Origin of the sequence: Streptomyces sp. Ncost-T10-10d (genome assembly GCF_900091955.1) — a bacterium.
Classification (GTDB): Bacteria; Actinomycetota; Actinomycetes; order Streptomycetales; family Streptomycetaceae; genus Streptomyces.
The window spans coordinates 176,529-200,249 of the sequence record NZ_FMDF01000145.1; the positions used below are offsets into that span (position 1 = coordinate 176,529).

Genomic DNA, 23,721 nt, shown 5'->3' on the forward strand with positions numbered 1-23,721 from the left:
CGGGCCGACCCGGGCTCGGTCCGGCGACGTAGCACGACGCGCGCTGCTCTCCCCGCTAACGTCGCAGCAACGTCACCACCGCCGCTCCGCCGAGGCCGATGTTGTGGGCCAGGCCGACCCGGGCGTCCTTCACCTGCCTGCCCTGCGCCTCTCCCCGCAGCTGCCAGGTGAGTTCGGCGGCCTGGGCGATTCCGGTGGCGCCCAGCGGGTGTCCCTTGGAGATCAGCCCGCCGGACGGGTTGACCACCCACCGGCCGCCGTACGTGGTGGCCCCGGACTCGACGAGTTTCCCGGACTCGCCCTCACCGCACAGCCCGAGCGCCTCGTAGGTGAGGAGTTCGTTGATGGAGAAGCAGTCGTGCAGCTCGATGACGTCGAGGTCGGCGGCCGAGAGCCCGGAGGCCTCGTACACCTGCTGGGCGGCGGCCCGCGACATCGGCTGTCCGACGGCGTCGATGCAGGTCCCCGAGGCGAAGGAGTCACCGGTGTCGGTGGTCATCGCCTGGGCGACGATCTCGACCGCCCGGTCGCCCAGGCCATGGCTCTCGACGAAGCGTTCCGATACGACGACGGCGGCGGCCGACCCGTCGGAGGTGGGTGAGCACTGGAGTTTGGTCAGCGGGCGGTGGACGGTCTTCGCGGCAAGGATCTCCTCGACCGTGTACGGGTCCTGGAACTGGGCGTACGGGTTGTTCACCGAGTGCCGGTGGTTCTTGGCACCGACCGCGGCGAGCTGTGCCTCGGTCGTCCCGTACCGCTCCATGTGCTCGCGGGCCGCGTTGCCGAATATCTGGGCGGTGGGCGGGCTCATCTCGAAGCCGTGGGCGGCGGCCATGATCCCGTAGTGCCGGGCGACGGGGGATGTCCTGAAGTCGGCAGCACCGCCGTCGGCGCTTTTGCCGCCGAGCGCGCCGCGCGCCATCTTCTCGAAGCCGAGCGCGAGAACGCAGTCGCTGCCGCCGCCCTCGACGAACTGCCGGGCCATCATCAGCGCGGTGGAGCCGGTGGCACAGTTGTTGTTGACGTTGTAGACGGGCACTCCGGTCAGCCCGAGTTCGTACACGGCGCGCTGACCGGCGGTGGATGCCTGGAAGCAGTAGCCGACGGCGACCTGCTGTACCTGCTCGTACGCGAGGGAGGCGTCGGTGAGCGCCGCCGTGCCGGCCTCCTTCGCCATGTCCCAGTACTGCCAGTCGCGTGTCTCGGGCTTCTCGAACTTCGTCATTCCGACACCGACGATGTACGCCTTCATGAGCAAGTCCCTTCAATCGCGCGGGAGGCCGAGGATGCGCTCGGCGACGACATTGAGCTGAACCTGGGTGGTGCCGCCCGCGATGGTCAGACAGCGGGACATCAGGAAGCCGTGCACGGCCCGCTCCGCCGCCCCCTCGCCGGCCGCGCCGGCCGGGCCGAGGAGTTCGAGGGCCAGTTCGGCGACCTTCTGCTGGTGGGTGGTCTGGACGAGTTTGCGGATGGAGGCTCCCGCGCCGGGTTCGAGACCGGACACCTGCTGCAGGGTGGTCCGCAGTCCGATGCAGGCGAGTGCGTGGGCCTCGGCGGCGAGTGCTCCGATACGGGCCCGGTATGTGCCGTCGAGTTCGCCGGAGCGGGCGATCAGTGCCTCGAGACCGGTGTCGAAGGTCATCTGGTCGGCCATGTGGACGCGTTCGTTGCCGAGGGTGTTGCGGGCGACCCGCCAGCCGTCGTCGATCTCGCCGACGACGGCGTCGGCGGGGAGCAGCACGTTGTCGAAGTACACCTCGTTGAAGAGGGAGTCGCCGGTGATCTCCTTCAGCGGACGGATGTCGATGCCCTCGGTGTTCTTCATGTCGACGAGGAAGTAGCCGATCCCCTGGTGCTTGGGTGCGTCCGGGTCGGTCCTGGCCAGCAGAATTCCGTGGTCGGCCCATTGGGCGGCGCTCGTCCACACCTTCTGCCCGTTGATCCGCCAGCCCTCGGCCGTCCGCTCGGCCCTGGTCCGGAGCGACGCGAGGTCGGAGCCCGCACCGGGTTCGGAGAACAGCTGGCACCAGAGGAGTTCGCCGCGCAGGGTGGGCAGCAGATAGCGGTCCTGCTGTTGCGCCGTCCCGTGGGCGATGAGCGAGGGGACGACCCAGGTGGCGATCCCGAGGTCGCTCAGCTTCACTCCCTGTTCCTTCAACTCCTGCTGTATGGCGAGTTGTTGGACGGGACCGGCACCCAGTCCGTAGGGAGCGGGGAGGTGCGGGGCCGCGTAGCCGGTCGGGGCGAGGGTGCGGCGGGCGGCCTTCGGGTCGAGGCCTCGGGCGGCGGCGACGGCCTCGCGCGCCCCGGCCCGGTGGACTGCGGCCTCGGCGGGGAGTTCGAGGGTGAGTTCGCGACGTGCCCCGCCCTCGGCCAGCCGTACGGCCCGCAGCCGGTGGGCGTCGCCGGCCCCGAGCAGTTGCCGGGCCACCAGGGCCCGGCGCAGATACAGATGGGCGTCGTGCTCCCAGGTGAAGCCGATGCCGCCGAGGATCTGGATGCAGTCCTTGGCGCAGCCGTACGCGGCGTCGAGGGCGTCCGATGCGGCGAGGGCGGTGACCATGGACCGTACGTCCGGCTCGGCCTCCTCGTCGGCGCTGCGGGCCGCGTCCCACACCAGCGCGCGGGCCCGCTCGACCCGTACGAGCATGTCGGCACAGAGGTGCTTGATGCCCTGGAACTGCCCGATGGGGCGGCCGAACTGTTCGCGGACCTTGGCGTATTCGACCGCGGTGTCCAGCGCCCGGGCCGCGATTCCACACGCTTCGGCGGAGAAGAGGACGGCGGCGAGGTCGCGTACGTGTGCGAGGTCGGCCCGCACGACATGTTCCGCGGGGACGAGTGCGCCCTCGGCGCGTATCTCGGCCGTGGGGCGGGTCGGGTCGGCGCTGCGGTGCGGGCGGACGGTCAGCCCTTCCGTGGCGGCGTCGACGGCGAACCAGACGGTGCCTGCCGCCGATTCGGCGGGGAGCAGGAGCAGGTCGGCATCGGCGCCGGAGAGGACGGGCGGGGCCGCCCCGTCGAGCAGATGGCCGTCCTCGTGCTCCACGGCGGTGAGGGTGCCGGGGCCGAGCGCGACGGCGCCGATGCGCGTGCCGTCCGCGAGGTCATGCACCAGCGCGCCCGCCCCCGACGCGTGCAGTACGGCGGAGGCGAGGGCGCTCGCGAGATACGGGCCGGGGAGCGCGGCCCGGCCCGCCTCCTCCAGGACCACGGCCAGATCGAGGAGCCGGCCGCCCCCGCCCCCGTACTCCTCGGGCAGATGGACGGAGAGGAGGCCCTGTTCCACAAGGCCGTCCCAGTGCCCGGGGCGCACGCCGGGGGTACCGGGGGCGTCCGCGTCGAGGAGCTTGCGTATCTCCTCCGGCGGTACGGCGCGCGCCAGCCAGCCCCGTACGGCCTGCGCCAACTCCCTCTGTTCTTCGGTGATTCCGATGCCCATGCGGATCCTCGCCGGTCGCAGCCACTGGAACGGCGCAAGAGTAGAACACGTTCCAATCTGACGGAAGGTCAGCGGAGTGGTCCGATGACGGCCGGAGCGCCGCACGCCTCAGGGCCGGGTGCGCAGCCGTGTCCCGTTCGTACCGCGTTCACCGGAATACCCCGGACATGCGGAAGGTTTCACCGTGCACACACCTGGCGGTCGGTGCTGCCCGCCGAAGGAACCGCACGCCTCTTCAGACCCTCGATCACGCCGCCCGGAGGCCGCACGTATGCCACAGACGACGACCGAACAGCACGCCGGGGAACTCCCCGATCCGCGGACGCGCAGGGTGGGCGGCGGTGTCGTCCCCGTCCTCGCCTTCGCGGGTATCACCGTCGCGGTGATGCAGACCCTGCTCGTCCCCGTCATCAAGGATCTGCCGGCCCTTCTCCACACCGATCCGTCCAACGCCACCTGGGTGATGACCGCGACCCTGCTGGCAGGGGCCGTCGCGACCCCGATCATGGGGCGGCTCGGCGATCTCCACGGCAAGCGGAAGATGCTGCTCGCCAGCCTCGCCGTGATGGTGATCGGTTCACTGATATGCGCCTTCACCGACGATCTCGTGGTCATGATCGTGGGACGCGCGCTCCAGGGCTTCGCCATGGGCGCCATTCCGCTGGGCATCGGCATCATGCGCGACGAGCTGCCGCGCGAGAAGCTCGGCTCGGCGATGGCGTTGATGAGCTCCTCGATCGGGGTGGGCGGCGGGCTCGCGCTGCCCGCCGCCGCGCTGGTCGCCCAGCACTCCGACTGGCACACCCTGTTCTTCGGCGCGGCCGGTCTCGGGGTGCTGTCGATGGTGCTCACCGTCCTCGTCGTGCCGGAGACCACGCTGCGCGCCCCCGGACGGTTCGACATCGTCGGCGCGTTCGGACTCTCGCTCGGCCTGGTCTGTCTGCTGCTGCCCGTCACCAAGGGCAGTGACTGGGGCTGGACCTCGGGCACCACGCTCGGTCTGATCGCCGCCGCCCTGGTGATTCTGGTCCTGTGGGGCCTCTTCGAGCTGCGCAACCCGGCGCCGCTGGTCGATCTGCGGACCACGGCCCGGCGCGAGGTGCTGCTCACCAACCTCGCCTCGATCATGGTGGGGGTCGCCTTCTACGCCGTCTCGCTCGTCCTGCCGCAACTGCTCCAGCTGCCGACGTCGACGGGGTACGGACTCGGCCGGTCGATGGTGGTCGCCGGGCTGTGCGTGGCGCCGCTCGGCCTGACGATGATGTTCGTCGCCCCGCTGTACGCCCGGCTGTCCGCCCGCCGCGGCCCCAAGGTGTCGCTGATGCTCGGCATGCTGATCATCGCGATCGGTTACGGGGCCGGGCTCGGGCTGATGAGCGCCGCCTGGCAGACCATCGTGATCGCGGTGGTGCTCGGGGCCGGTATCGGACTCGCGTACTCCTCGCTGCCCGCACTGATCATCGGGGCCGTCGATCCGTCCGAGACGGGTGCGGCCAACGGTCTGAACACCCTGATGCGGTCGATCGGTACGTCGGTGTCGAGCGCCGTGATCGGCATGGTGCTGGCGAACACCTCCGTGCGGACGGGCGGGGTGTCATTGCCCTCGATGGAGGGGTTCCGCATCTCGTTCCTGATCGCGACGGGCGCGGTGGTGGTCGGGCTGGTGCTGGCCGCGTTCCTGCCGTCGCAGCGCGATGCGATGCGCCCGGCGCTGCTGGCGAGCAGCGACGACGACGCCTCGGCCCCCGCGCTCTCCGCATCCCGCCCGGTCACCGGTTCGGGCGGCTTCCGCGGCCGGGTGCTGGACGCGGACGGTACGCCGGTGGCCCGCGCCAATGTCACGCTGATCGACCACCGGGGCCGGCAGGCCGGTCTCACCGTGGCGGACGAGGACGGTCACTACATGCTGGCCGCCCCGTCCGGCGGCAACTTCGTGCTGGCCGGATCGGCCGCCGGATACGCGCCGCGCGCCTACCCGGCGGCCTACCCGGGCAACGGGCTGCCGGTCGATGCCGATCTGGTGCTGACGGTCAGCGCACCGGAGCGTCGAACCGCGGTGTCGTCGTGAGCAGATGAGAGACGTCCGACCCCACCGGAAGCTCCTGCGGCTGTGCGCCGCGGGTGAACAGCCGGGCGGGGCGGGCGCCCTGCACCCGGGCCTGGCGCCCGTTGACCCGCAGCCATGACCCCTCGCGCAGGCCGAGCACCGGCACGTCGTTCTCCTCGAGGAACTCGGTGAGCCGCTCCTCGCGGGTCTCGCCCTTGTGGGTGCTCTCCGGGTCCGGGTCCAGGTAGTGCGGGTTGATCTGGAACGGGACGAGGCCGAGCGTCTCGAAGGACGGCGGCTGCACGATGGGCATGTCGTTGGTGGTACGGAGGGTGGGCGCCGCCATGTTCGTACCCGCGCTGGCCCCCATGTACGGCAGCCCGTCGCGCACCGCTTCGATCACGGCGTCCCGCAGACCGGTCCGGTACAGCGCGCTCAGCAGCCGGAAGGAGTTGCCGCCGCCTATGAACACGGCGTCGGAAGCGGCGAGTTCGGCGACCGGGTCGGCGTTCTCGTGGACCCCTCGGACGCTGATACCGGAGGGTGCGAGGGCGTCGTGGACGCGTGCGGTGTACGCGGTGTAATCGGCGAGCGCGTACGGAACGAAGGCCAGCCGGGCGCCGGAGGGCAGGAACGCGGTGACGGTGTCCAGGGCGTGTTCCAGATAACCGCAGCCGTACTGGGTGGAGTTGGAGAGCAGCAGCAGATTCACAGGGTTCCTCTCGGGTTCTCTTCGCACGAAGATTTCGCTTCGTGCGAGGGATCTCTTCCGGCGAAGGGTTCTCGTCGGATCAGGTGGTGCGCGTGCGACGGGCGCGGGGCTTCGGGCGCTGCGGAGGCTGGGTGAGCCGCCTCTCCAGCAGTTGGGCCGCGTGGCGCAGGGCGTCGAGCCGGTCCTCCGGCGCCCCGCTGAAGAGCTCCTCGGCGCCGCCGAGGCTGAGGCTCCCGTACGGTTCGCGCCCGAGGAACACCGGCACGGCAACGGTCGCGATACCGGTGTCGTACTCACCGACCGTCCAGGCGTACCCCTGGGCGCGAACCTTGAGGAACTCCTCCTCCAGCCGGTCCGGGTCGGTGACCGTCCGGTCGGTGAAGCGGGCCATCGGGCGGCCCCGGAAGAGCCGGTGGCGCTGCTCGTCGGGCAGATACGCGTAGTACGACTTGCTGGTCGCCCCGGCGTGCGCCGGGTAGAGCTCGCCGACCAGCGGGTAGTAGCGCAGCGGCCCGGCCTCCCCTTCCTCCGCTGCGACGCACCGCATGTGGAAGCTGTCCGGCAGACAGAACAGGACCGTGTCGCCGGTGACCCGGCGCAGCTCCTCCAGGACCGGCCCGGCCAGCAGCTCCAGCGATCCGGAACGCTCCCAGAGCCTGCCCAGACGCAGCACGGCGGGGCCGATGCGATAGCGGCGGGTGACCGGGTCCGAGACCAGGAAGCCACGCCCGGCGAGGGTGGCGAGAAGCCGCTGGGCCACCGAGGTGTCCCAGCCGAACTCCTCGGCGACCTCGGTGACGCCCCAGTCGGGCCGGGTCCGTTCGAAGGCGAGCAGCACGAGGAGCGCCCGGTCGACGGTTTGCAGCGCCCCGGCGGGCGTGCGCCGGTCCAGATCGAAGTCCGCCATCGTCATCTCACCATTCAGACCTGAATTGCAAATAACGGGAAACAGTTGCGTTCAACGCTATCCGATCCCGAATGTTGCCTCAGCACCCCGCCCCACGCTTCCCCCGTCGAGCGCCGGCCCGGGTGCCTGGATGAGCGAGAAAGGCCCCCCATGTTGAAGTACGTGCTGGACATCGTCGATCTGCTGGACGATCCCCAGGTCAATGGCAAGACGGTCGCCGAGTACCTCGACTCCGTGAGCGGGGCCGAGGGATCGTCGGCGCAGGTCACCACGGTCACCGGCGAGCGGGGCTCGACGGACTTCGTGATGGTCCGCATCCCGGGCGCCCGAGGGCGTACGTCCGGGGGCAGCGCCCGCACGCTGGGCGTGGTCGGGCGGCTCGGTGGCATCGGCGCCCGGCCCGAGGTGACCGGCATGGTCTCCGATGCCGACGGTGCGGTCTCCGCGATCGCCACCGCCGCCAAGCTGCTCGACATGCGCCGCCGCGGCGATGTGCTGCCCGGCGACGTGATCGTCGCCACCCACATCTGCCCGGACGCGCCGACCGAGCCGCACGACCCGGTGCCGTTCATGGGCTCGCCCGTGGACATCGCCACCATGAACCGCCACGAGGTGACCGGCGAGATGGAGGCCGTGCTCTCCATCGACACCACCAAGGGCAATCGGATCATCAACCACAAGGGCCTCGCCCTGTCGCCCACCGTCAAGGAGGGCTGGGTGCTCCGGGTCGGCGAGCAGCTCGGCGAGCTGCTCGCCGTGGTGACCGGTGAGCCGTTGGTCACGTACCCGGTGACCACGCAGGACATCACCCCGTACGGTAACGGTGCACACCACATCAATTCGATCCTGCAGCCCTCCACCGCGACGGCCGCCCCGGTCGTCGGCCTGGCCATCACCTCGGCCGCCGCGGTACCGGGCTGCGGTACGGGCGCGAGCCACGAGACGGACATCGCGTCCGCCGCCCGCTACGCCGTGGAGGTCGCCAAGGCCTACGGCAGTGGCCACCTGGACTTCCACGACGCGGTGGAGTTCGACAACCTCGTCAACCGCTATGGGTCGCTGGCTCACCTGCAGACCTTCGGCCGTACACCCCAGGAGTCCTGATGGCAGCCGCCCCGCAGGCCGAGGCCGTGGCCCCCGAGGCCAAGAGCATCGGCAGCGACGACTACGCGCTCTCCCGTGTCCCGCGTGACAAGCGGTTCGGTTTCTGGTCCATGCTGCTGCAGTGGCTGGCCCAGTCCGGCTCGATCTCGCAGTTCACCCTCGGCGCCACCATCGGTGTCGGCATGACCTTCAAGGGCGCCTTCCTCGCCTTCACGCTCGGCGCGGTGATCCTGGAGATCGTGATCTTCGCGATCGGTCTGGCCGGTATGCGCGAGGGCCTGGCGACCCCGATGCTGACCCGCTGGGTCGGCTTCGGACGCAACGGCTCGGCGCTGGTCAGCTTCGTCATCGCGGTCAGCCTGGTCGGCTGGTTCGGCGTCCAGAACACGATCTTCGGCAACAGCGTCTCGGCGCTGGTCGGCGGCCCGTCCTGGATGTGGTGCGTACTGGCGGGCATCGCCATCACCGCACTGGTGATCTTCGGCTTCAGGTACATGGCCGTCTTCGCCAAGATCGTCACGCCGCTCTTCTTCGCGATGGTCGCCTGGTCGATCGTCTCGACGCTGAAGGACCACTCGATCAGCGATCTGATCCGCTCGCCGGCCCCTGGCCAGACGATTCCGCTCGCCGTCGCCGCGACCGCCATCGCGGGCGGATTCATGACCGGTGCGATCGTCGCCCCCGAGATGACCCGCTACAACAGGAAGGGCTCGCACGTCTTCCTGCAGAGTGCCTCGTCGATGATCCTCTCCGAGTACATCGTCGGCATGACCGGTGTGCTGCTCGGCCATCTGGTGAAGAGCAACGAGGTGTCGCACATCGTGCTCTCCACCTCGGGTGCCTTCGGCGTCATCGTGGTCCTGATGTCCACCGCCAAGATCAACGACTGGAACCTGTACGGCTCCTCGCTCGGCGTCGTCAACTTCTTCCAGGTCGTCTTCGGCAAGCGGATCCACCGCGGCGCGGTCACGATCGTCCTCGGCATCGCCGGCACGGTCCTGTCCGCGGTCGGGATCATGACCCACTTCACCGAGTTCCTCTCCATCCTCGGCGTCGCGATCCCGCCGATCGGCGGCATCATCGTGGCCGAGTACTGGGTCGTGAAGCGGATGCGCAAGCCGCTGGACGACACCCGGGAGTCCGAGACCCTGCCGACGTCCTCGCCGACCTGGGTGCCGATGTCCATCGCCATCTGGATCGCGGCGTTCTGCGTCGGCAAGTTCTATGAAGGCGGCATACCGGCCCTGAACTCGCTGGCCACCGCCTTCATCCTGTACAGCGTCCTCGGCCTGCTGGGCTGGGTGAAGCCGTACGGCACCTCCACCCTGGACGACGAGGACACCGCCGCCCCCGCCGCCCGCGCCACGACCTCTGTGGGAGCAGCATGACCACCCCCGACCCCACCACCCCCGGCGCCGCCACCTCCTTCGTCCCGGCCTCCGACGAGGCCCAGGACGAGGTCATCGATCTCTGCGCCGAACTGATCAGGTTCGACACCTCCAACCCCACCAGCGACGAGCGCGCGAGCGCCGACTGGGTGGTGGGCCGCCTCGCCGAGGTGGGCATCGACTCCGAACTGATCGAGTCCGCCCCGGGCCGCGCCAATGTCATCGCCCGTATCGCGGGCAGCGACCCCGCGCGCGGCGCCCTCCTGGTCCACGGCCATCTGGACGTCGTACCCGCCGACGCCTCCGAGTGGCAGGTCCCGCCGTTCTCCGGCGAGATCCGCGACGGCTATCTCTGGGGCCGCGGCGCGATCGACATGAAGGACACGGTGGCCGTCATGCTGGCCACCGCCCGCCACTTCGCCCGTACCGGCACCAAGCCGTCGCGCGACCTGGTCCTCGCCTTCCTCGCCGACGAGGAGGCGGGCGGGAAGTTCGGCGCCCACTGGCTGGTCGAGCACCGGCCGGAGCTCTTCGCCGGGGTCACCGAGGCGATCGGCGAGGGCGGCGGCTTCTCCTTCGCCATCGACGACACGCGTCGCCTCTACCCGATCGAGAACGCCCAGCGCGGCATGGCCTGGATGGAGCTCACCGCCACCGGCCGGGCCGGCCACGGCTCGTCCCCCAACGACGAGAACGCCGTCACCGACCTCGCCGAGACGCTGACCCGCATCGGCCGCGAGACCTTCCCGATCCGCCTGATCGAACCGGTCCGCGCCCTGCTCGAAGAGGCCGCCCGCCTCTACGGTGTCGAGTTCGACGAGAACGACATCGAGGGCAGCCTCGCCAGGCTGGGCCCGGTCTCCGACTTCATGCAGGTGGTGCTCCGCAACTCCGCGAACCCCACCATGTTCAGCGCGGGCTACCAGACCAACGTCATCCCCGGAAAGGCGACCGCCCGGGTGGACGGCCGCTTCCTCCCCGGCCACGAGCAGGAACTGATCGACACCATCGACAAGCTCCTGCTCCCCTCGGTCACCCGCGAGTGGGTCAACCACGACATCGCGCTGGAGACGACGTTCGACGGCCCGCTGGTCGACGCCATGTGCGAAGCCGTACGCGCCGAGGACCCGGACGGTCACCCCGTCCCGTACTGCAACCCCGGCGGCACCGACGCCAAGGCCTTCACCCACCTCGGCATCCGCTGCTTCGGCTTCAAGGGCCTCAAGCTCCCGCACGACCTGGACTACGGCCGGCTCTTCCACGGCGTGGACGAACGCGTCCCGCTGGAGGGCCTGCGCTTCGGCGTCCGCGTCATGACCCGGCTCTGGCAGAGCTGCTGACCTCCCTATCGCAGCCCTGCCGGGGGCGCCCCGACCCGGGCTCACCCCTCGTACGCCCCCGCCGATGCCTTCGGCGGGGGCGTACGGCACGATGGGGCGCCGCTCAGGGGTAGCCATTCAGTTCAAGGTGCTCACCGTGGCCGTCCCGCTCTGGGTGTTCGAGGCCACCGGGGCTCCGCGCCGGGTGTGACATCCAGTGGCACCTGGTAGCACCGCACGTTACTGTGGATGCCATGGCAGCACAGCAGGAGATCACTCAACGCGACCTGCGCAACAGATCCAAAGAGATCATGGACGCTGTCCAGGGCGGCCAGGCCTTCACCGTCACACGGGACGGACATCGCATCGGCGAGCTGATCCCGCTGCGCCGACGCAGGCGGTTCGTCCCGCGCGGCGAGTTCACCGCCATGTCCCGCACTTCTCCCGACCTCTCACTGGACGCCTTCCGGGCGGATCAGGAGGCCACCGCCGAGCAGAGGCCGGACGATCCCTATGCGCGCTGAGTACGACCAGGGTCTGCTCGACACCAACATCATGATTCTTCGCAGGTGGGTGAATCCCGAGGAGCTCCCCGCCGAGGTGGCGATCAGCGCCGTCACCCTGGCCGAGCTCTCCGCCGGACCGCACGAGGTGCGGCGGAACGAAGAGCAGGACGACTACGACGAATACGCCGAGCGGGCCCGACGGCTCGATGTCCTTCAGCGCGCCGAGAACGAGTTCGACCCGATCCCCTTCGACGCGGAGGCAGCCCGGATCTATGGCAGGGTCTGTGCTGCCGTGATCGGTGCCGGCCGCAAACCGCGGCGCCGAGTGGCCGACTTGATGATCGCGTCCATCGCCATCGCCGAGGAGCTTCCGCTCTTCACCACGAACCCCGACGACTTCAAGGGGCTGGACGACCTGCTCACCGTCGTCCCCGTCACACGACCACAGGTGCTCCACGACCGATAGGCCGCCTGAATACACCCCGACCCGGGCTCACCCCTCGTACGCCCCCGCCGATGCCTTCGGCGGGGGCGTACGGCACGATGGGGCGCCGTCGAACGCGTACCCACCAGAACCGTCCCCACCAGGAGGAACCCGTGCCCGCCGAGTCCGTCGCCGAGCCCGAGCCCGAGATTCTCGCCGCCTTCCAGGCCGCCAAGGGCTTCATGCCGGTGGTCGAAGGACTCGCGCTGTACGAGGCCGCCGTCGCGGCCGCCGCGCTGGGGCTGCCGATCCTGGAGGTCGGGACCTACTGCGGGCGCTCCACCATCCTGCTCGCCGATGTCGCCCGGGCGGCCGGTGTGACGGCTCTCACCGTCGACCACCACCGGGGCAGTGAGGAGCAGCAGCCGGGCTGGGAGTACCACGACCCGACCGTGGTGGACGCGGAGGTCGGCCGGATGGACACGCTGCCGACGTTCCGCCGGACCCTGCACGCGGCAGGTCTCGAAGACCATGTCGTGGCACTGGTAGGACGGTCTCCGCAGGTCGCGGCCGTCTGGGGCGGCAAACTCGGCTTCGTCTTCATCGACGGCGGCCACACCGACGAGCACGCGAACGGTGACTACGAGGGCTGGGCGCCGCATGTCGCCGACGGCGGGCTGCTGGTGATCCACGATGTGTTCCCGGACCCCGCGCACGGCGGCCAGGCTCCGTATCGCGTCTATCTGCGGGCGCTGGCCTCGGGCGCGTTCACCGAGGTCTCGGTGACGGATTCGCTGCGGGTGCTCCGGCGCACGGGGGCGGGGATCTGAGGGCAGCCGGATACGGCCCCGGTCGGGTGCGGGTCTCCGGGTCCCGGTCGGGTACCGGTGTTCGGACCGGTCGGTCCGAGGCGCCCCGATAGCATCGCGGGGTGCCGTACGACGAGAGCGTTCCCCCCACCCCACGCCGCCGGCCCCTGCTCGCCGCCGCCGTGCTCGCAGCCGTGTGCCTGAGTACCGCTTCCTGCGGCGCGGGCGGTGCCGACGGCGGGACGCAGGCCCTGCCGGGCAGCAGCGGCAGCACCGCCGCGTCGCCGTCGGCCCCGCCGTCGACGAGCACTCCGGTGCCGGCGAAGACGTCCGCCTCCCCCGACCCGTCCGCGAAGCCGTCGAAGTCCGCGCCCGGCCGGGCGTCCGGGCCACTGTCCGGGAAGACCGTCGTCATCGACCCCGGCCACAACCCGAACAACCGTCTGCACACCCGCGAGATCAACCGCCAGGTGGACATCGGCACCACGCACAAGGAGTGCGACACCACCGGGACCTCGACCAACTCCGGTTACGCGGAAGCCCGGTTCACCCTCGACGTGTCGCACCGGCTGCGTACGCTCCTGCAGGCGCAGGGCGCGAAGGTCGTGCTGACGTACGACAACGACCGCCCGTACGGACCTTGCGTGGACGAGCGGGCCCGGATCGGCAACGACGCCAAGGCCGATGCGGTGGTCTCGGTGCACGCGGACGGTTCCGCGGTCGGCAACCGCGGCTTCCATGTGATCCTCCCCGCGCCGGTCCGCGGAGGAGCGGCGGACACCTCAAAGATCGTCGAACCGTCGCGCGATCTCGGCACCCGGATCGCAGGTCTCTTCGTCCGCGATACCGGAAGTGCGCCTTCCAATTACGTAGGCGGAAATAGCGGGTTGGACATCCGCAAGGATCTGGGCGGACTGAATTTGTCGACCGTGCCCAAAGTGTTCATCGAATGCGGCAATATGCGTGACCCGAAGGATGCCGCCCTGCTCACCAGTGCGAGCTGGCGCCAGAAGGCGGCACAGGGCATCGCCGATGGCATCAGCAGCTATCTGAAGGGGTAGCAAGAGGTAGTTCTGAGGCGAAATTGGGGGGATGTGCGTCCACCGTCCGGGCAGGGACACAACCCGACCGGGCAGACGATAGATTCATCCGTACGATGGGGAGCCGCCCCCCGAGCTTCGCGCCGTGCCCGCCCTACCGGTGGCAGCGACGACCGCCCCGACGAGACGATCGACTAAGGACCTTTACGTGAATATCCGCTCCCTCACTCGAGGCGACGGCGTGGTGATCGGCGCAGCGGTGGTGCTGTTCATCGCCTCTTTCCTCGACCTCTTCGGCTTCGATTGCCCTGCGGGCCTCAACTGCTCCAGTTACAACGCCCCGAACGCCTGGGACGCGCTCGGGGTCCTGATGAGCGTCTTCCTGGCCGGAATCATCGGTGCGGCGCTGGTCGTGGTGGGCCGCTCCATGCCGAGCCGCAAGGTCGTGGGCCTCGACCTCGGCCAATTCGGAGCCGCCTTCTGTGTCTTCGCGCTGTGGACGGCCCTCTGGACGACCATCGACGCCAGTGACGCGGGCGCCGGCATGATTCTCGGCCTGCTCGCGACCCTCGCGCTCGCGGGCGGCGCGATCGCCACTCCGCTGGTCCCCGCACTCAAGGCCCCGCTGGCGGGCGCCCCGCGCCCGCAGGCCGTGCAGTCGCCGTACGGCGGCCAGCCGCAGCCCGGCCAGGGCTACGGCTACCCCGGCGCCCAGCAGCAGCCGTACGGGGCACAGCCGGGGCAGCCGCAGCCGTACGGCGCGCAGCCGCAGACCGGTCACCCGCAGCCCGGTCAGCCGGAGCCGCAGCAGGCTCAGCCGGCCCCGGCGGCCGGTGCGCCGGCCGGTGACTTCACGCCGTTCTGGTTCGCGGTGCCGGTGGCCCGCCCGCTGTACGGGGAGGACGGTTCGCCGTCGCCGATCGCCGAGTTGGCGCCCGGCACCTGGTACCTCGCGGTGGAGCAGCGCGGTCCGGGCCTCATCGCGCAGACCCAGGACGGCCGTCGTGGTGTGCTCCAGGACACCACGGGCATCCAGCGCGGCTGAGTCCACGCTTCCGTAGCACGAACAGCGGCCTCCCGCCCCTTCCGGGCGGGGGGCCGCTGCCGTACTCTCCGTCCATGCATCAATGATCTGACACACCGTCAGAAATGGTGGGAGGCAACGGAATGCGGCTCGGACTCGCGCTCGGTTACTGGGGCCGCGGCCCGAACCCCGCCCATCTGGAGCTCGCCCGGGAGGCGGAGGAGCTGGGGTACGGCTCGGTGTGGACGGCGGAGGCCTGGGGCTCCGACGCGTTCACCCCGCTGACCTGGATCGCCGCGCACACCTCCCGCATCCGGCTGGGCACCGGTATCGCACAGATGGCGGCGCGCACCCCGACGGCGACCGCCATGCACGCCCTGACCCTCGACCATCTCTCCGGCGGCCGGATGATGCTCGGCCTGGGGCTGTCCGGCCCGCAGGTGGTGGAGGGCTGGTACGGGCGGCCGTTCCCGAGGAGCCCGCTGACCGCGACCCGCGAGTACGTCGACGTCATACGCCAAGTGCTCAGCCGTGAGGCGCCCGTTGAGCTGGACGGGCGCTTCCACTCCCACCCGTACAACGGTCCGGACGCCACCGGTCTGGGCAAGCCGCTGAAGCCGATCACCCATCCGCTGCGGTCCCGGCTGCCCGTACTGCTCGGGGCGGAGGGGCCGAAGAACATCGCGCAGACGACGAGGATCGCCGACGGCTGGCTGCCGCTGTACTGGTCACCGTTGCGCACCGATGTGTACGAGGCGTCGCTCACGGACCTGCCCGACGGATTCATGGTCGCGCCGATGGCCCGTGCACAGGTCTGTGACGATGTCGCCGAGGGGCTGCTGCCGGTGAAGGCGATGCTCGGCTTCTACATCGGGGGGATGGGGCACGCGGCGCGTAACTTCCATGCCGACCTGATGGCGCGGATGGGATTCGAGGACGAGGCGCGGCGGATCCAGCAGTTGTTCCTCGAAGGGCGCAAGGAGGAGGCGGTGCTGGCCGTGCCGGACGCGTTCGCCGATGAGATCTCGCTCGTCGGGCCCCGTCAACGGATCGCGGAGCGGATGGAGTTGTGGCGCAAGGGACCGGTGACCGATCTGCTGGTGACGGCACCGGACCCGCACACGCTGCGGGTGCTCGCCGAGCTCAACTAGGCCGAGCCGGGTCCGTCGGCCAGCCCCCGGTGCCGACCGGCGCGGGACGCACCCGCCGTCGTGGCGCGGTGCGCTCCCAGGGCTGGGGGTCGGGGTACGTCAGGAGTACCAGCGTGCTGCCCCATGGGGTGCGCAGGTACGCGAACCGGTTGCGCTCCCCCGCTTCGGGGCCCGGCAGCGGCTGCGGCTGCGCGAGCAGCGAGGCTCCCGCGGCGACACAGTCCCGCACGGCCGCGTCCAGATCGTCGGCGTAGAGCGCCACATGCTGCCAGCCGAAGTCGCAGGGCAGCACCGGTGGTTCCCGGCGGGGGCCCTGGAACTCGAACAGCTCGATGCCCGGACCGTCGCCGGGAAGGGCCAGCATCCGGATCGCCAACTGCTTTGTGCCCGCCGGAACTCCGAGCCGCCGCTCGACGTCCGGCCCGCCCTGCGGGTGGTCCTGGCGGCGCAGGCTGTCGTACAGCACCTCGGCGCCGAACGCCCTGGCAAGAAAGAGGGTGGCTGTCTCCAGGTCGGGGACCGTGACCCCGATGTGGTCGATGCCTCGCACGCTTGTGGCCGTCATGGGTTCACCGCTCCTGTCCCGGGGCTGCGCAGACCGCCCCGTCCGCCCCGGAGCGGGCCCGCTCCGGGGTCGTGTCCCCGCGCGACCAGGCCAGCAGTTCGTCGGCCGACCACGTGGTGATGACGCGTTCCGCCGGTACGTGGCACTCCTCGGCGCGGGCGCAGCCGTGGATCTGCCAGTCCAGCTGTCCGGGCGCGTGTGCGTCGGTGTCGATGGAGAACAGGGTGCCCGCGGCGACGGCGCGGCGCAGCAGCCTGCGGGGCGGATCGAGCCGTTCGGGCCGGCTGTTGATCTCCACCGCCGTGCCCGCCTCCGCGCACGCGGCAAATACCTCGTCCGCATCGAACCGGGACTCCGGGCGGCCCCGGCCGGTGATCAGCCGCCCGGTGCAGTGCCCGAGGACGTTCGCCCGGGGATGGCGGACGGCCGCGAGCAGGCGTCCGGTCATCGGGGCAGCGTCCATCCGCAGTTCGGAGTGTACGGAGACCACCACGACGTCCAGCTGCTCCAGCAGTTCCTCCTCCTGGTCGAGGGAGCCGTCGGGGAGGATGTCGCACTCGATGCCGGTGAGCAGCCGGAACGGCGCCCAGCCCGCGTTGAGCCCGGCGATCACGTCCAGCTGCCGGCGCAGTCGCTCCGGGGAGAGCCCGTTCGCCACGGTCAGCCGGGGCGAGTGGTCGGTGAGGACCGCCCACTCACGGCCCAGCTCCGCCGCCGTGCGGCCCATCTCCTCGATCGGGCTGCCGCCGTCCGACCAGTCGGAGTGCAGATGGCAGTCGCCGCGCAGCAGGGCGAGGAGGCTCCGGCCCCCGTCAGGGAGCGGGGCGGCAGCGGCCTCCTCCTCCAGTCGCTCCAGGTAGCCGGGCACTTCCCCGGCCACCGCCTCGCGTATCACCTGCGCGGTCTTCGGCCCGATGCCCCTGACCGACTCCAGCGAGCCGTCCGCCACCCGCTGTGCGGCCTCGCCGTCCGTCATCGCCGCCACCACGTCGGCGGCCGTACGGAATGCCTGCACGCGGTAGGTGTCGGCCCTGCCGCGTTCCAGCAGGAAGGCGATCCGTTTCAGGGCGCGGACGGGCTCCATCGGCACCTCCACAGGGGCCGCCGGACACAACGGTCTGTCCTCTCCAGCTTGGCTCAGCGCCGCCGCGTCCGCACAGCGGACGGGGACCGCCCAGCGGGCAGCTGCCGGTGGGGGCTCAGCCGAACGCCGAGCGCTCCAGCCAGAAGTCCAGCAGTTCCGCGTCCCCCAGCACCTCGACCCGGTCGCTGTCCGGAGCGAGGCGCCGGTTGAAGACCAGCATGACGTCGGTGAGCGGGCCCCGCAGTGTCACGGTCGCCTTCTCGTGGGCGCGTCGCCAGGTGAAGCCGTCCTCACCGAGCTCGATCAGCCATTCGGCACCCGGCGCGTCCGTGGCGTGCAGATGGATCGAGCGCCCGCCGCCGCGCGGTCCGGCGGCCTCCTTGTCGCCCCCGGCCTGCACGAAGGCGACGATCTCCAGCCACTCCTCGATGGTGTCGGCGGCCAGCTCAGGAGCCACCTCGTAGCCGGACTTCGCGGTGAGCGCCGCGTCTGCCTGGTGGACGATCGTCTCGTGCGCCATGCGGCGTGCCCAGAAGCCCGTGCTCCGCTCCCACGCCCAGGACCAGACCTCCTGGTCCGGGCCGGCCGCCCGCAGCGCCTCGACGCTCCTCGCCGCACCGTCCGCCAGCCACGCGTCCAGCACGGCAGGGTCGTCGCCCTCGGGCCTGGACTCCGGCACCCGATCGTGCGGGACCACGTCGGTGGCCCGGGTACGTACGATCTCGCCCACCCAGCGGTGCGCTCCGCCGACGTGGACGGCGAGATCGCGCAGCGTCCAGTCGGGGCAGGTCGGGACGGTCGCGTTGAGGTCTGCGTCCTTGATCGCCGCCCTCAACGCGTCGGTGCGGTCCATGATTTCGTCACAGTAGAGGTCGTGCGGGAGTGCGCTCATGACACGCACCCTAGTCAGACCGAGGGCCGGGATCCCATCGGTTATCCGCCGAGTTGCGAGCTGGTGGGCACCCTGTCCTTCACCTCGGCGCCCGCGCTCTTGCCCGCGTCCTTGATGCCGCCGATCACGCTCTCGAAGGCGCCGATGTCGCCCGCGCCCGCCTCGCCCTTGCGGAGCTTGCTGCCGAGCCCCTTGAGCGATTCGATGCCCGCCGTCAGCGGCGCGACCGCCTTCGACAGCAGCGGGTCGCCCTTGGCGTTGACCACCGCGGCCTTCAGCCGGTTGTAGGCGAAGCCGCCCGCGAGCCCGGCCTTGACCAGAGCGAACGTCCGTCCGTCCGCGCCCTTCTTGAACGTGCCCGCACGGTACGGCTTCACGATCCACTGGTATGTCGCACCGGCCGCGAGCCCCGCGTTTGCGACGAACCGCGTCTTGGCGAACTTCTGCGCCTCGGCCGAGGACGTGCCGCTCGGGGAGGCGGAGCTGCTCGCGGTCTTGCTCTCGTTGCCGCCGCCGCACGCGGTGGCGCCCGCCAGTACGGCGCAGGACAGCAGCAGCGACACGAGCAGACGGCGAAGCGGTACGGGACGGTTCACGGCGGAACTGGGCACAGCGGGCCTCCCTGGCCGGGCGCATCACGACGATCTCTACGGTGAGTGACGCCTCTGGGCACTCTCCTCAAGGCTCGCCCGGCCCCGGGCGGCGTGCCACTCGGGGCCGCCGTCCGGGTTTCTCCCGCCGGAAAACGGCAACCCGGAACCCATGTCTCCTCGAACAGGAACGAGAAGCACCACCGCAGCACGTGTCATAGCCGTCGTGGCCGACCTCATGGCCTTCGTCATCGGCTTGTGGATCCTGATGTACCTGCTGGAGGCCAACCGGGGCAATGACCTGGTGAATGTCGTCCGGCACACCGCACGCTGGCTGGCCGGCTGGTCGTACGACCTGTTCACCTTCGACGAGGCGTGGGCGCGGGTGGTCTCCGGATACGGGCTGGCCGCCGTCGTCCACCTCTTCGTGGGTCACGCGGTGGCCGCCCGCATCCGGCACTAGCCGCAGCAGTCCGGTTCCAGCCCGCGCGGCAGCCGTTCGCCGCCGAAGACCGCGGTGGTCGCCTCGTCGCCGCCTAGCGCGGCCACCGCGAGGAGCAGCGAACCGGCGGTCCAGGTGGTGAGTTCCTCCGGCCAGAACGCCCGGTTGCCCTCGAAGACGTATCCCGTCCAGTACATGCCGCCGTCGGCGCGCAGATGCCGGATGGACTGGAGGATCTCCAGCGCCCGGTCGGATTCGCCCATCACCCAGAGCGACAGGGCGAGTTCACAGCTCTCGCCACCGGTCACCCACGGATTGGGCAGCACACAGCGCACCCCGAGGCCGGGGACCACGAAGCGGTCCCAGCTCTCCTCCATCCGCTCCTTGGCGGCCGCTCCGGTGACCGCGCCGCCGAGGATCGGGTAGTACCAGTCCATCGAGTAGCGGCTCTTGTCCAGGAAGCGTTCCGGATGGTTGCGGATCGCGTGGGCCAGCGCACCGGTCGCCAGTTCCCAGTCGGGCTGCGGCTCTTCGCGCCGTTCGGCGATGGCGAGCGCGCAGCGCAGTGCCTGGTGGATGGAGGAGCAGCCGGTCAGCAGCGCGTCCTCGACGGGGGTTCCGTCGGCTTCGCGCTTCCAGCCGATCTGGCCGCCGGGCTGCTGGAGCCGGAGCACGAATTCGACGGCGGCGTAGACCGTCGGCCACATCCGGTCGACGAACGCGTCGTCGCCGGTGGCGAGGTAGTGATGCCAGACACCGACGGCCACGTACGCGCAGAAGTTGGTCTCCAGACCGCGGTCGGTCGGCTGCTCCGGGTCTCCGTCGTGGTACGCGGCGTACCAGGAGCCGTCCTCGTTCTGATGCCGGGCCAGCCAGTCGTACGCACGTTCCGCGGCGGCATGCTCACCGGCCGCGTCGAGGGCCATGGCGGCCTCGGTGTGGTCCCACGGGTCGAGGTGGTGGCCGCGGAACCAGGGCAGCGCACCGTCCTCGCACTGCGCGGCGAGGAGGGCTGCGACGGTCTCGGCGGCCTGCTCGGCGGTGAGGACTCCGGGCAGTACGAGGTGTTCGGTCTGCTCGGGAGTGGTCACGCCTCGGCCCTGGAGAGGTCCTCGGCAGCGGCGGCCGCGGGCAGGTGCGGCTTGGTCGCGTACGCCACGAAGCTCTTGCCGACGACCGGGTTGAGCAGCTGCTCGGCAACCCGGGTGACGGCCGGCTTCTTCATGATGTCCCAGACCAGCAGCTTGTGGTACGCGCGGACCGGCAGCGACTTGTCGTTGTCCACGCCGAACGCGCACTTCAGCCACCAGTACGGCGCGTGCAGGGCGTGGGCATGGTGGGTGCCGTACGGCTTGAGGCCGGCGCCGCGGATCTTGCCGAGCAGTTCGTCGGCCCGGTAGATGCGGATGTGACCGCCCTCGACCTCGTGGTACGCGTCGGAGAGCGTCCAGCAGACCTTCTCGGGGCCATAGCGCGGCACGGTGATCGCGATCCGTCCGCCGGGCCTGAGGACCCTGACCATCTCGGCGAGCACACCTTTGTCGTCGGGGATGTGCTCCATCACCTCGGAGATGATCACGACGTCGAAGGACTCGTCGGGGAACGGCAGATTGAGTGCGTCGCCCTCCATCGCGGTGGCGGTGGCGCCCTCGGGGGCCTCCCCGGCCTCCTTCATCGCGGCGAACCACTTCGCGACCTCGCGGATCTCCTCGCCGTTCCGGTCGAGTGCCACGACCTGGGCGCCGCGCCGGTAGCACTCGAAGGCGTGGCGTCCGGCGCCGCAGCCCAGGTCGAGCACTCGGTCACCTGCGGCGAGCGGGAAGCGGGTGAAGTCCACGGTCAGCACGAATGCCTGCTTTCGCGGTCGAGGGGGATCAGTGGGCGGGGACGACGAGGACGGGCGGCGGTGTCAACGACGGCCGCCGGGGCGCGCGGTACCGGTGCGGGCGGCGATCGCCTCGCGGTAGAGGGCGGCGGTGCCGATGGCGGCCTGCTTCCAGGTGAACCGGGAGAGCACCCGGGCGCGGCCCGCGGCGCCGAGCCGGGCCCGCAGTTCCGGGTCGCCGAGCAGCCGGGCGAGCGCCCCGGCCAGCGCCCCGGCGTCGGCGGGTGGGACGGCCAGGCAGGTCTCGCCGTCCGGGCCCGCGACCTCGGGGATCGCACCGCCGGTGGTGGCGACGAGGGGCGTGCCGGTGGCCATGGCCTCGGCAGCGGGCAGTGAGAAGCCTTCGTACAGCGAGGGGACGCAGGCGATCTGGGCGCTGCGCACCAGGTCGACGAGTTCGGCATCGCTGATGCCCTTGACGAACTCGACGGCGTCCCGGAGTCCGTGCCGCTCGATGGCCTGCGCGACCGGCCCGTCCTCGGCCCGCTTGCCGACGACCACGAGGTGCGCCTGTGGGTTCTCGGTACGGAGCTCGGCGAGCGCCTCGACGAGGTGGACGAGGCCCTTCAGCGGGACGTCGGCGCTGGAGGTGGTGACGATCCGGCCGGGAACCTCGGCGACCGACGGGTCGGGCGACCACAGGTCGGTGTCCGCGCCGATGTGCACGACGTGGATACGGTCCCCCCGCACCCCGAGATGGTCGACGATCTCCTGCTTGGAGGAGCCGGAGACGGTGAGTACCGAGGGCAGCCGGCGCGCGACCCGCTTCTGCATGCGGGTGAAGGCGTACCAGCGGCGGACAGATGCGCGCCGACGACGGGTCTCGGCGGCGTCCAGGTCCAACTGCCGGTCGACCGTTATGGGGTGGTGGATCGTGGTGACGAGCGGGGCGCCGAGGTCCGCCAACAGCCCGTATCCGAGGGTCTGGTTGTCGTGGATGACGTCGAACTCGCCGCGACGGGCGGCGAGATGGCGTCGAACGCGCAGGCTGAAGGTGAGGGGTTCCGGGAAGCCGCCGGTCCACATGGTGGCGACCTCGGCGGCGTCGATCCAGTCCCGGTACTCGCCGCGCTTCGGGGTACGGAAGGGGTCGGGCTGGCGGTAGAGGTCCAGGCTCGGCAGTTCGGTGAGCGGGACGCCCTCGTCGAGCACCGGATAGGGCTGGGCGCCGATCACTTCGACGCTGTGGCCGAGGCGGGCGAGCTCGCGGCCGAGGTGGCGTACGTAGACGCCCTGGCCGCCGCAGAAAGGATTGCCCTTGTAGGTGAGGAGTGCGATGCGCAGCGGGCGTTCGCCGGGGCTGCCCGACACGTCGCTGCCCGTGCGGGGGCCCGACTCTATGGCCTCAGCGGTCACACTCGGCCCCCTTCTCACTGCGTGTTCGCCGGAGCGTAACCGCTCACGCTAATCTAGAACAAGTTTCAGACTGGATCGTTCAATGAGCTACGAATCTACCGGCAGGTAGCGTCGGCGCAACGGCCGGATCAGGTGATTCGCGCCACGACCGGCCACCCTGGCATGCTGTGCGCCGCCGGGAGACCGAGCGCCTCCCTCCGGTTGCGGACAGAAGCCATGGATGGGGACACATGACAGCGGAAGCCAAGCCGGCATCGCCGCCGCTGACGGAGCGGCAGGAGGCCCGCCGCCGCCGCATCCTGCACGCCAGCGCCCAGCTCGCCGGCAGGGGCGGATTCGAGGCGGTGCAGATGCGTGAGGTCGCGGAGGCCGCCGAGGTCGCCCTGGGCACGCTGTACCGCTACTTCCCGTCCAAGATCCATCTACTGGTCGCCACCATGCAGGACCAGCTCCAGCACATGCACACGACGCTGCACAAGCGCCCCCCGGCCGGGGACGACGCGGCGCAGCGGGTCGCCGACACCCTGATGCGGGCGTTCCGCGCACTGCAGCGCGAACCGCATCTGGCGGATGCGATGGTGCGGGCGCTGACCTTCGCGGACCGCAGCGTCAGCCCGGAGGTGGACACCGTCTCGCGGATCACGACGGCGATCATCCTGGACGCGATGGGCCTGGAGCATCCGACGCCGGAGCAGCTGTCCGCGGTCCGGGTCATCGAGCACACCTGGCACTCGGCGCTGATCACCTGGCTGTCGGGGCGGGCGTCGATCGCCCAGGTGAAGATAGACATCGAGACGGTGTGCCGGCTGATCGACGTGACGAAGCCCGCGGAAGCGCCTCAGCCTTAGACCGACCGGCAAATGGGGGGCGGCGTCGCGTGCCCAGCCCCGCGACGCCGCCCCCATTTGCCGGTCGGTCTTAGCACACACGGTCCCCGTTTCGCGGCGTTTTCATCACACTCCTCTCACCGTTCTGACCGAAAGGGTCACAGGCCGCTCCTTATCATGGCCATGACCAGCACCGACGGAGAG

Annotated in this window: 24 protein-coding genes; 13 read left to right on the top strand and 11 right to left on the bottom strand. The window is 70.6% G+C overall.

The window, feature by feature from the left end:
* Positions 1 to 55: 55 nt before the first annotated feature.
* Both GA0115254_RS25860 and GA0115254_RS25865 read right to left on the bottom strand, forming a co-directional pair.
* Positions 56 to 1,252, bottom strand: a complete 1,197-nt coding sequence (locus GA0115254_RS25860) for a lipid-transfer protein (RefSeq protein WP_093897675.1) — start codon at positions 1,250 to 1,252, stop codon at positions 56 to 58.
* A 12-nt stretch (positions 1,253 to 1,264) separates the two neighbouring features.
* On the bottom strand, positions 1,265 to 3,445 hold the full coding sequence (locus GA0115254_RS25865; RefSeq protein WP_093897676.1) for an acyl-CoA dehydrogenase: 2,181 nt from the start codon (positions 3,443 to 3,445) through the stop codon (positions 1,265 to 1,267).
* A 271-nt stretch (positions 3,446 to 3,716) separates the two neighbouring features.
* Here GA0115254_RS25865 and GA0115254_RS25870 point away from each other — a divergent pair, with 271 nt between their 5' ends.
* Positions 3,717 to 5,513, top strand: coding sequence for an MFS transporter (locus GA0115254_RS25870; protein ID WP_093897677.1), 1,797 nt, complete (start codon positions 3,717 to 3,719; stop codon positions 5,511 to 5,513).
* On the opposite strand, the gene pepE is transcribed toward GA0115254_RS25870, so the two are convergent.
* Both pepE and GA0115254_RS25880 read right to left on the bottom strand, forming a co-directional pair.
* Entirely contained in the window at positions 5,476 to 6,204 is a 729-nt protein-coding gene (pepE, locus tag GA0115254_RS25875; protein ID WP_093897678.1) for a dipeptidase PepE, read from the bottom strand. The genes GA0115254_RS25870 and pepE overlap by 38 nt on opposite strands.
* A 79-nt stretch (positions 6,205 to 6,283) precedes the next feature.
* Positions 6,284 to 7,111: an IclR family transcriptional regulator gene (locus GA0115254_RS25880; protein ID WP_093897741.1), complete on the bottom strand. Its 828-nt coding sequence runs from the start codon at positions 7,109 to 7,111 to the stop codon at positions 6,284 to 6,286.
* Between the two features lie 150 nt (positions 7,112 to 7,261).
* Between GA0115254_RS25880 and GA0115254_RS25885 the strand changes: the two genes are divergently transcribed.
* The 10 genes from GA0115254_RS25885 (at position 7,262) to GA0115254_RS25925 (ending at position 15,876) form a co-directional block, all read left to right on the top strand.
* Positions 7,262 to 8,215, top strand: a complete 954-nt coding sequence (locus GA0115254_RS25885) for a DUF1177 domain-containing protein (RefSeq protein ID WP_093897679.1) — start codon at positions 7,262 to 7,264, stop codon at positions 8,213 to 8,215.
* The gene (locus GA0115254_RS25890; RefSeq protein WP_093897680.1) at positions 8,215 to 9,603 is read left to right on the top strand and encodes a cytosine permease; all 1,389 of its coding nucleotides are present in this window, start codon (positions 8,215 to 8,217) and stop codon (positions 9,601 to 9,603) included. Before GA0115254_RS25885 ends, GA0115254_RS25890 begins: the two co-directional genes overlap by 1 nt.
* A complete protein-coding gene (locus GA0115254_RS25895; protein ID WP_093897681.1) occupies positions 9,600 to 10,943 on the top strand; it encodes a M20/M25/M40 family metallo-hydrolase in 1,344 nt (447 codons plus the stop codon). Before GA0115254_RS25890 ends, GA0115254_RS25895 begins: the two co-directional genes overlap by 4 nt.
* A 64-nt stretch (positions 10,944 to 11,007) precedes the next feature.
* Positions 11,008 to 11,133, top strand: coding sequence for a hypothetical protein (locus tag GA0115254_RS46455; RefSeq protein WP_256102769.1), 126 nt, complete (start codon positions 11,008 to 11,010; stop codon positions 11,131 to 11,133).
* A 43-nt stretch (positions 11,134 to 11,176) separates the two neighbouring features.
* Positions 11,177 to 11,446 carry a type II toxin-antitoxin system Phd/YefM family antitoxin gene (locus GA0115254_RS25900; RefSeq protein ID WP_176740287.1) on the top strand — a complete coding sequence of 90 codons (270 nt, stop codon included), beginning with the start codon at positions 11,177 to 11,179 and terminating at the stop codon, positions 11,444 to 11,446.
* A complete protein-coding gene (locus GA0115254_RS25905) occupies positions 11,436 to 11,894 on the top strand; it encodes a type II toxin-antitoxin system VapC family toxin (protein ID WP_093897683.1) in 459 nt (152 codons plus the stop codon). The genes GA0115254_RS25900 and GA0115254_RS25905 overlap by 11 nt, the downstream gene beginning before the upstream one ends.
* A gap of 131 nt (positions 11,895 to 12,025) precedes the next feature.
* A complete protein-coding gene (locus tag GA0115254_RS25910) occupies positions 12,026 to 12,682 on the top strand; it encodes a class I SAM-dependent methyltransferase (protein ID WP_093897684.1) in 657 nt (218 codons plus the stop codon).
* Positions 12,683 to 12,783: 101 nt separating this feature from the next.
* Positions 12,784 to 13,722: an N-acetylmuramoyl-L-alanine amidase gene (locus GA0115254_RS25915; protein ID WP_093897685.1), complete on the top strand. Its 939-nt coding sequence runs from the start codon at positions 12,784 to 12,786 to the stop codon at positions 13,720 to 13,722.
* Positions 13,723 to 13,909: 187 nt separating this feature from the next.
* On the top strand, positions 13,910 to 14,746 hold the full coding sequence (locus GA0115254_RS25920) for a hypothetical protein (RefSeq protein ID WP_093897686.1): 837 nt from the start codon (positions 13,910 to 13,912) through the stop codon (positions 14,744 to 14,746).
* Positions 14,747 to 14,868: 122 nt separating this feature from the next.
* Positions 14,869 to 15,876: an LLM class F420-dependent oxidoreductase gene (locus GA0115254_RS25925; protein WP_093897742.1), complete on the top strand. Its 1,008-nt coding sequence runs from the start codon at positions 14,869 to 14,871 to the stop codon at positions 15,874 to 15,876.
* Here GA0115254_RS25925 and GA0115254_RS25930 read toward each other — a convergent pair.
* From GA0115254_RS25930 to GA0115254_RS25945, 4 genes are all read right to left on the bottom strand, one after another.
* Positions 15,869 to 16,441, bottom strand: a complete 573-nt coding sequence (locus GA0115254_RS25930) for a VOC family protein (RefSeq protein ID WP_093897687.1) — start codon at positions 16,439 to 16,441, stop codon at positions 15,869 to 15,871. The two genes, GA0115254_RS25925 and GA0115254_RS25930, sit on opposite strands and share 8 nt — an antisense overlap.
* Before the next feature lie 4 nt (positions 16,442 to 16,445).
* Positions 16,446 to 17,525, bottom strand: coding sequence for a PHP domain-containing protein (locus GA0115254_RS25935; protein ID WP_093897688.1), 1,080 nt, complete (start codon positions 17,523 to 17,525; stop codon positions 16,446 to 16,448).
* 115 nt (positions 17,526 to 17,640) lie between these two features.
* Positions 17,641 to 18,417, bottom strand: a complete 777-nt coding sequence (locus GA0115254_RS25940) for a maleylpyruvate isomerase family mycothiol-dependent enzyme (RefSeq protein ID WP_093897689.1) — start codon at positions 18,415 to 18,417, stop codon at positions 17,641 to 17,643.
* 41 nt (positions 18,418 to 18,458) lie between these two features.
* A complete protein-coding gene (locus GA0115254_RS25945; RefSeq protein WP_093897743.1) occupies positions 18,459 to 19,013 on the bottom strand; it encodes a hypothetical protein in 555 nt (184 codons plus the stop codon).
* Between the two features lie 166 nt (positions 19,014 to 19,179).
* Here GA0115254_RS25945 and GA0115254_RS25950 point away from each other — a divergent pair, with 166 nt between their 5' ends.
* Positions 19,180 to 19,470, top strand: a complete 291-nt coding sequence (locus tag GA0115254_RS25950) for a hypothetical protein (RefSeq protein ID WP_093897690.1) — start codon at positions 19,180 to 19,182, stop codon at positions 19,468 to 19,470.
* Here the strand turns inward: GA0115254_RS25950 and GA0115254_RS25955 are convergent.
* From GA0115254_RS25955 to GA0115254_RS25965, 3 genes are all read right to left on the bottom strand, one after another.
* A complete protein-coding gene (locus GA0115254_RS25955) occupies positions 19,467 to 20,540 on the bottom strand; it encodes a prenyltransferase/squalene oxidase repeat-containing protein (protein WP_093897691.1) in 1,074 nt (357 codons plus the stop codon). The two genes, GA0115254_RS25950 and GA0115254_RS25955, sit on opposite strands and share 4 nt — an antisense overlap.
* Complete coding sequence (locus GA0115254_RS25960) at positions 20,537 to 21,295, bottom strand: class I SAM-dependent methyltransferase (RefSeq protein WP_093897692.1); 759 nt, start codon at positions 21,293 to 21,295, stop codon at positions 20,537 to 20,539. The genes GA0115254_RS25955 and GA0115254_RS25960 overlap by 4 nt, the downstream gene beginning before the upstream one ends.
* Positions 21,296 to 21,358: 63 nt before the next feature.
* Positions 21,359 to 22,690: a glycosyltransferase family 4 protein gene (locus GA0115254_RS25965; RefSeq protein WP_093897693.1), complete on the bottom strand. Its 1,332-nt coding sequence runs from the start codon at positions 22,688 to 22,690 to the stop codon at positions 21,359 to 21,361.
* Between the two features lie 230 nt (positions 22,691 to 22,920).
* Between GA0115254_RS25965 and GA0115254_RS25970 the strand changes: the two genes are divergently transcribed.
* On the top strand, positions 22,921 to 23,538 hold the full coding sequence (locus GA0115254_RS25970; RefSeq protein WP_093897694.1) for a TetR family transcriptional regulator: 618 nt from the start codon (positions 22,921 to 22,923) through the stop codon (positions 23,536 to 23,538).
* Positions 23,539 to 23,721 lie beyond the last annotated feature (183 nt).

Bases quoted from the DNA above. Each gene is read 5' to 3' on its own strand.
- GA0115254_RS25940 (WP_093897689.1), bottom strand. From the start codon at position 18,417: ATGAGCGCACTCCCGCACGACCTCTACTGTGACGAAATCATGGACCGC.
- GA0115254_RS25895 (WP_093897681.1), top strand. From the start codon at position 9,600: ATGACCACCCCCGACCCCACCACCCCCGGCGCCGCCACCTCCTTCGTC.
- GA0115254_RS25950 (WP_093897690.1), top strand. From the start codon at position 19,180: ATGTCTCCTCGAACAGGAACGAGAAGCACCACCGCAGCACGTGTCATA.
- GA0115254_RS25900 (WP_176740287.1), top strand. From the start codon at position 11,177: ATGGCAGCACAGCAGGAGATCACTCAACGCGACCTGCGCAACAGATCC.
- GA0115254_RS25880 (WP_093897741.1), bottom strand. From the start codon at position 7,111: ATGGCGGACTTCGATCTGGACCGGCGCACGCCCGCCGGGGCGCTGCAA.
- GA0115254_RS25970 (WP_093897694.1), top strand. From the start codon at position 22,921: ATGACAGCGGAAGCCAAGCCGGCATCGCCGCCGCTGACGGAGCGGCAG.
- GA0115254_RS25905 (WP_093897683.1), top strand. From the start codon at position 11,436: ATGCGCGCTGAGTACGACCAGGGTCTGCTCGACACCAACATCATGATT.
- GA0115254_RS25925 (WP_093897742.1), top strand. From the start codon at position 14,869: ATGCGGCTCGGACTCGCGCTCGGTTACTGGGGCCGCGGCCCGAACCCC.
- GA0115254_RS25890 (WP_093897680.1), top strand. From the start codon at position 8,215: ATGGCAGCCGCCCCGCAGGCCGAGGCCGTGGCCCCCGAGGCCAAGAGC.
- GA0115254_RS25935 (WP_093897688.1), bottom strand. From the start codon at position 17,525: ATGGAGCCCGTCCGCGCCCTGAAACGGATCGCCTTCCTGCTGGAACGC.
- GA0115254_RS25885 (WP_093897679.1), top strand. From the start codon at position 7,262: ATGTTGAAGTACGTGCTGGACATCGTCGATCTGCTGGACGATCCCCAG.
- GA0115254_RS46455 (WP_256102769.1), top strand. From the start codon at position 11,008: ATGCCTTCGGCGGGGGCGTACGGCACGATGGGGCGCCGCTCAGGGGTA.
- GA0115254_RS25865 (WP_093897676.1), bottom strand. From the start codon at position 3,445: ATGGGCATCGGAATCACCGAAGAACAGAGGGAGTTGGCGCAGGCCGTA.
- GA0115254_RS25860 (WP_093897675.1), bottom strand. From the start codon at position 1,252: ATGAAGGCGTACATCGTCGGTGTCGGAATGACGAAGTTCGAGAAGCCC.
- GA0115254_RS25930 (WP_093897687.1), bottom strand. From the start codon at position 16,441: ATGACGGCCACAAGCGTGCGAGGCATCGACCACATCGGGGTCACGGTC.
- GA0115254_RS25870 (WP_093897677.1), top strand. From the start codon at position 3,717: ATGCCACAGACGACGACCGAACAGCACGCCGGGGAACTCCCCGATCCG.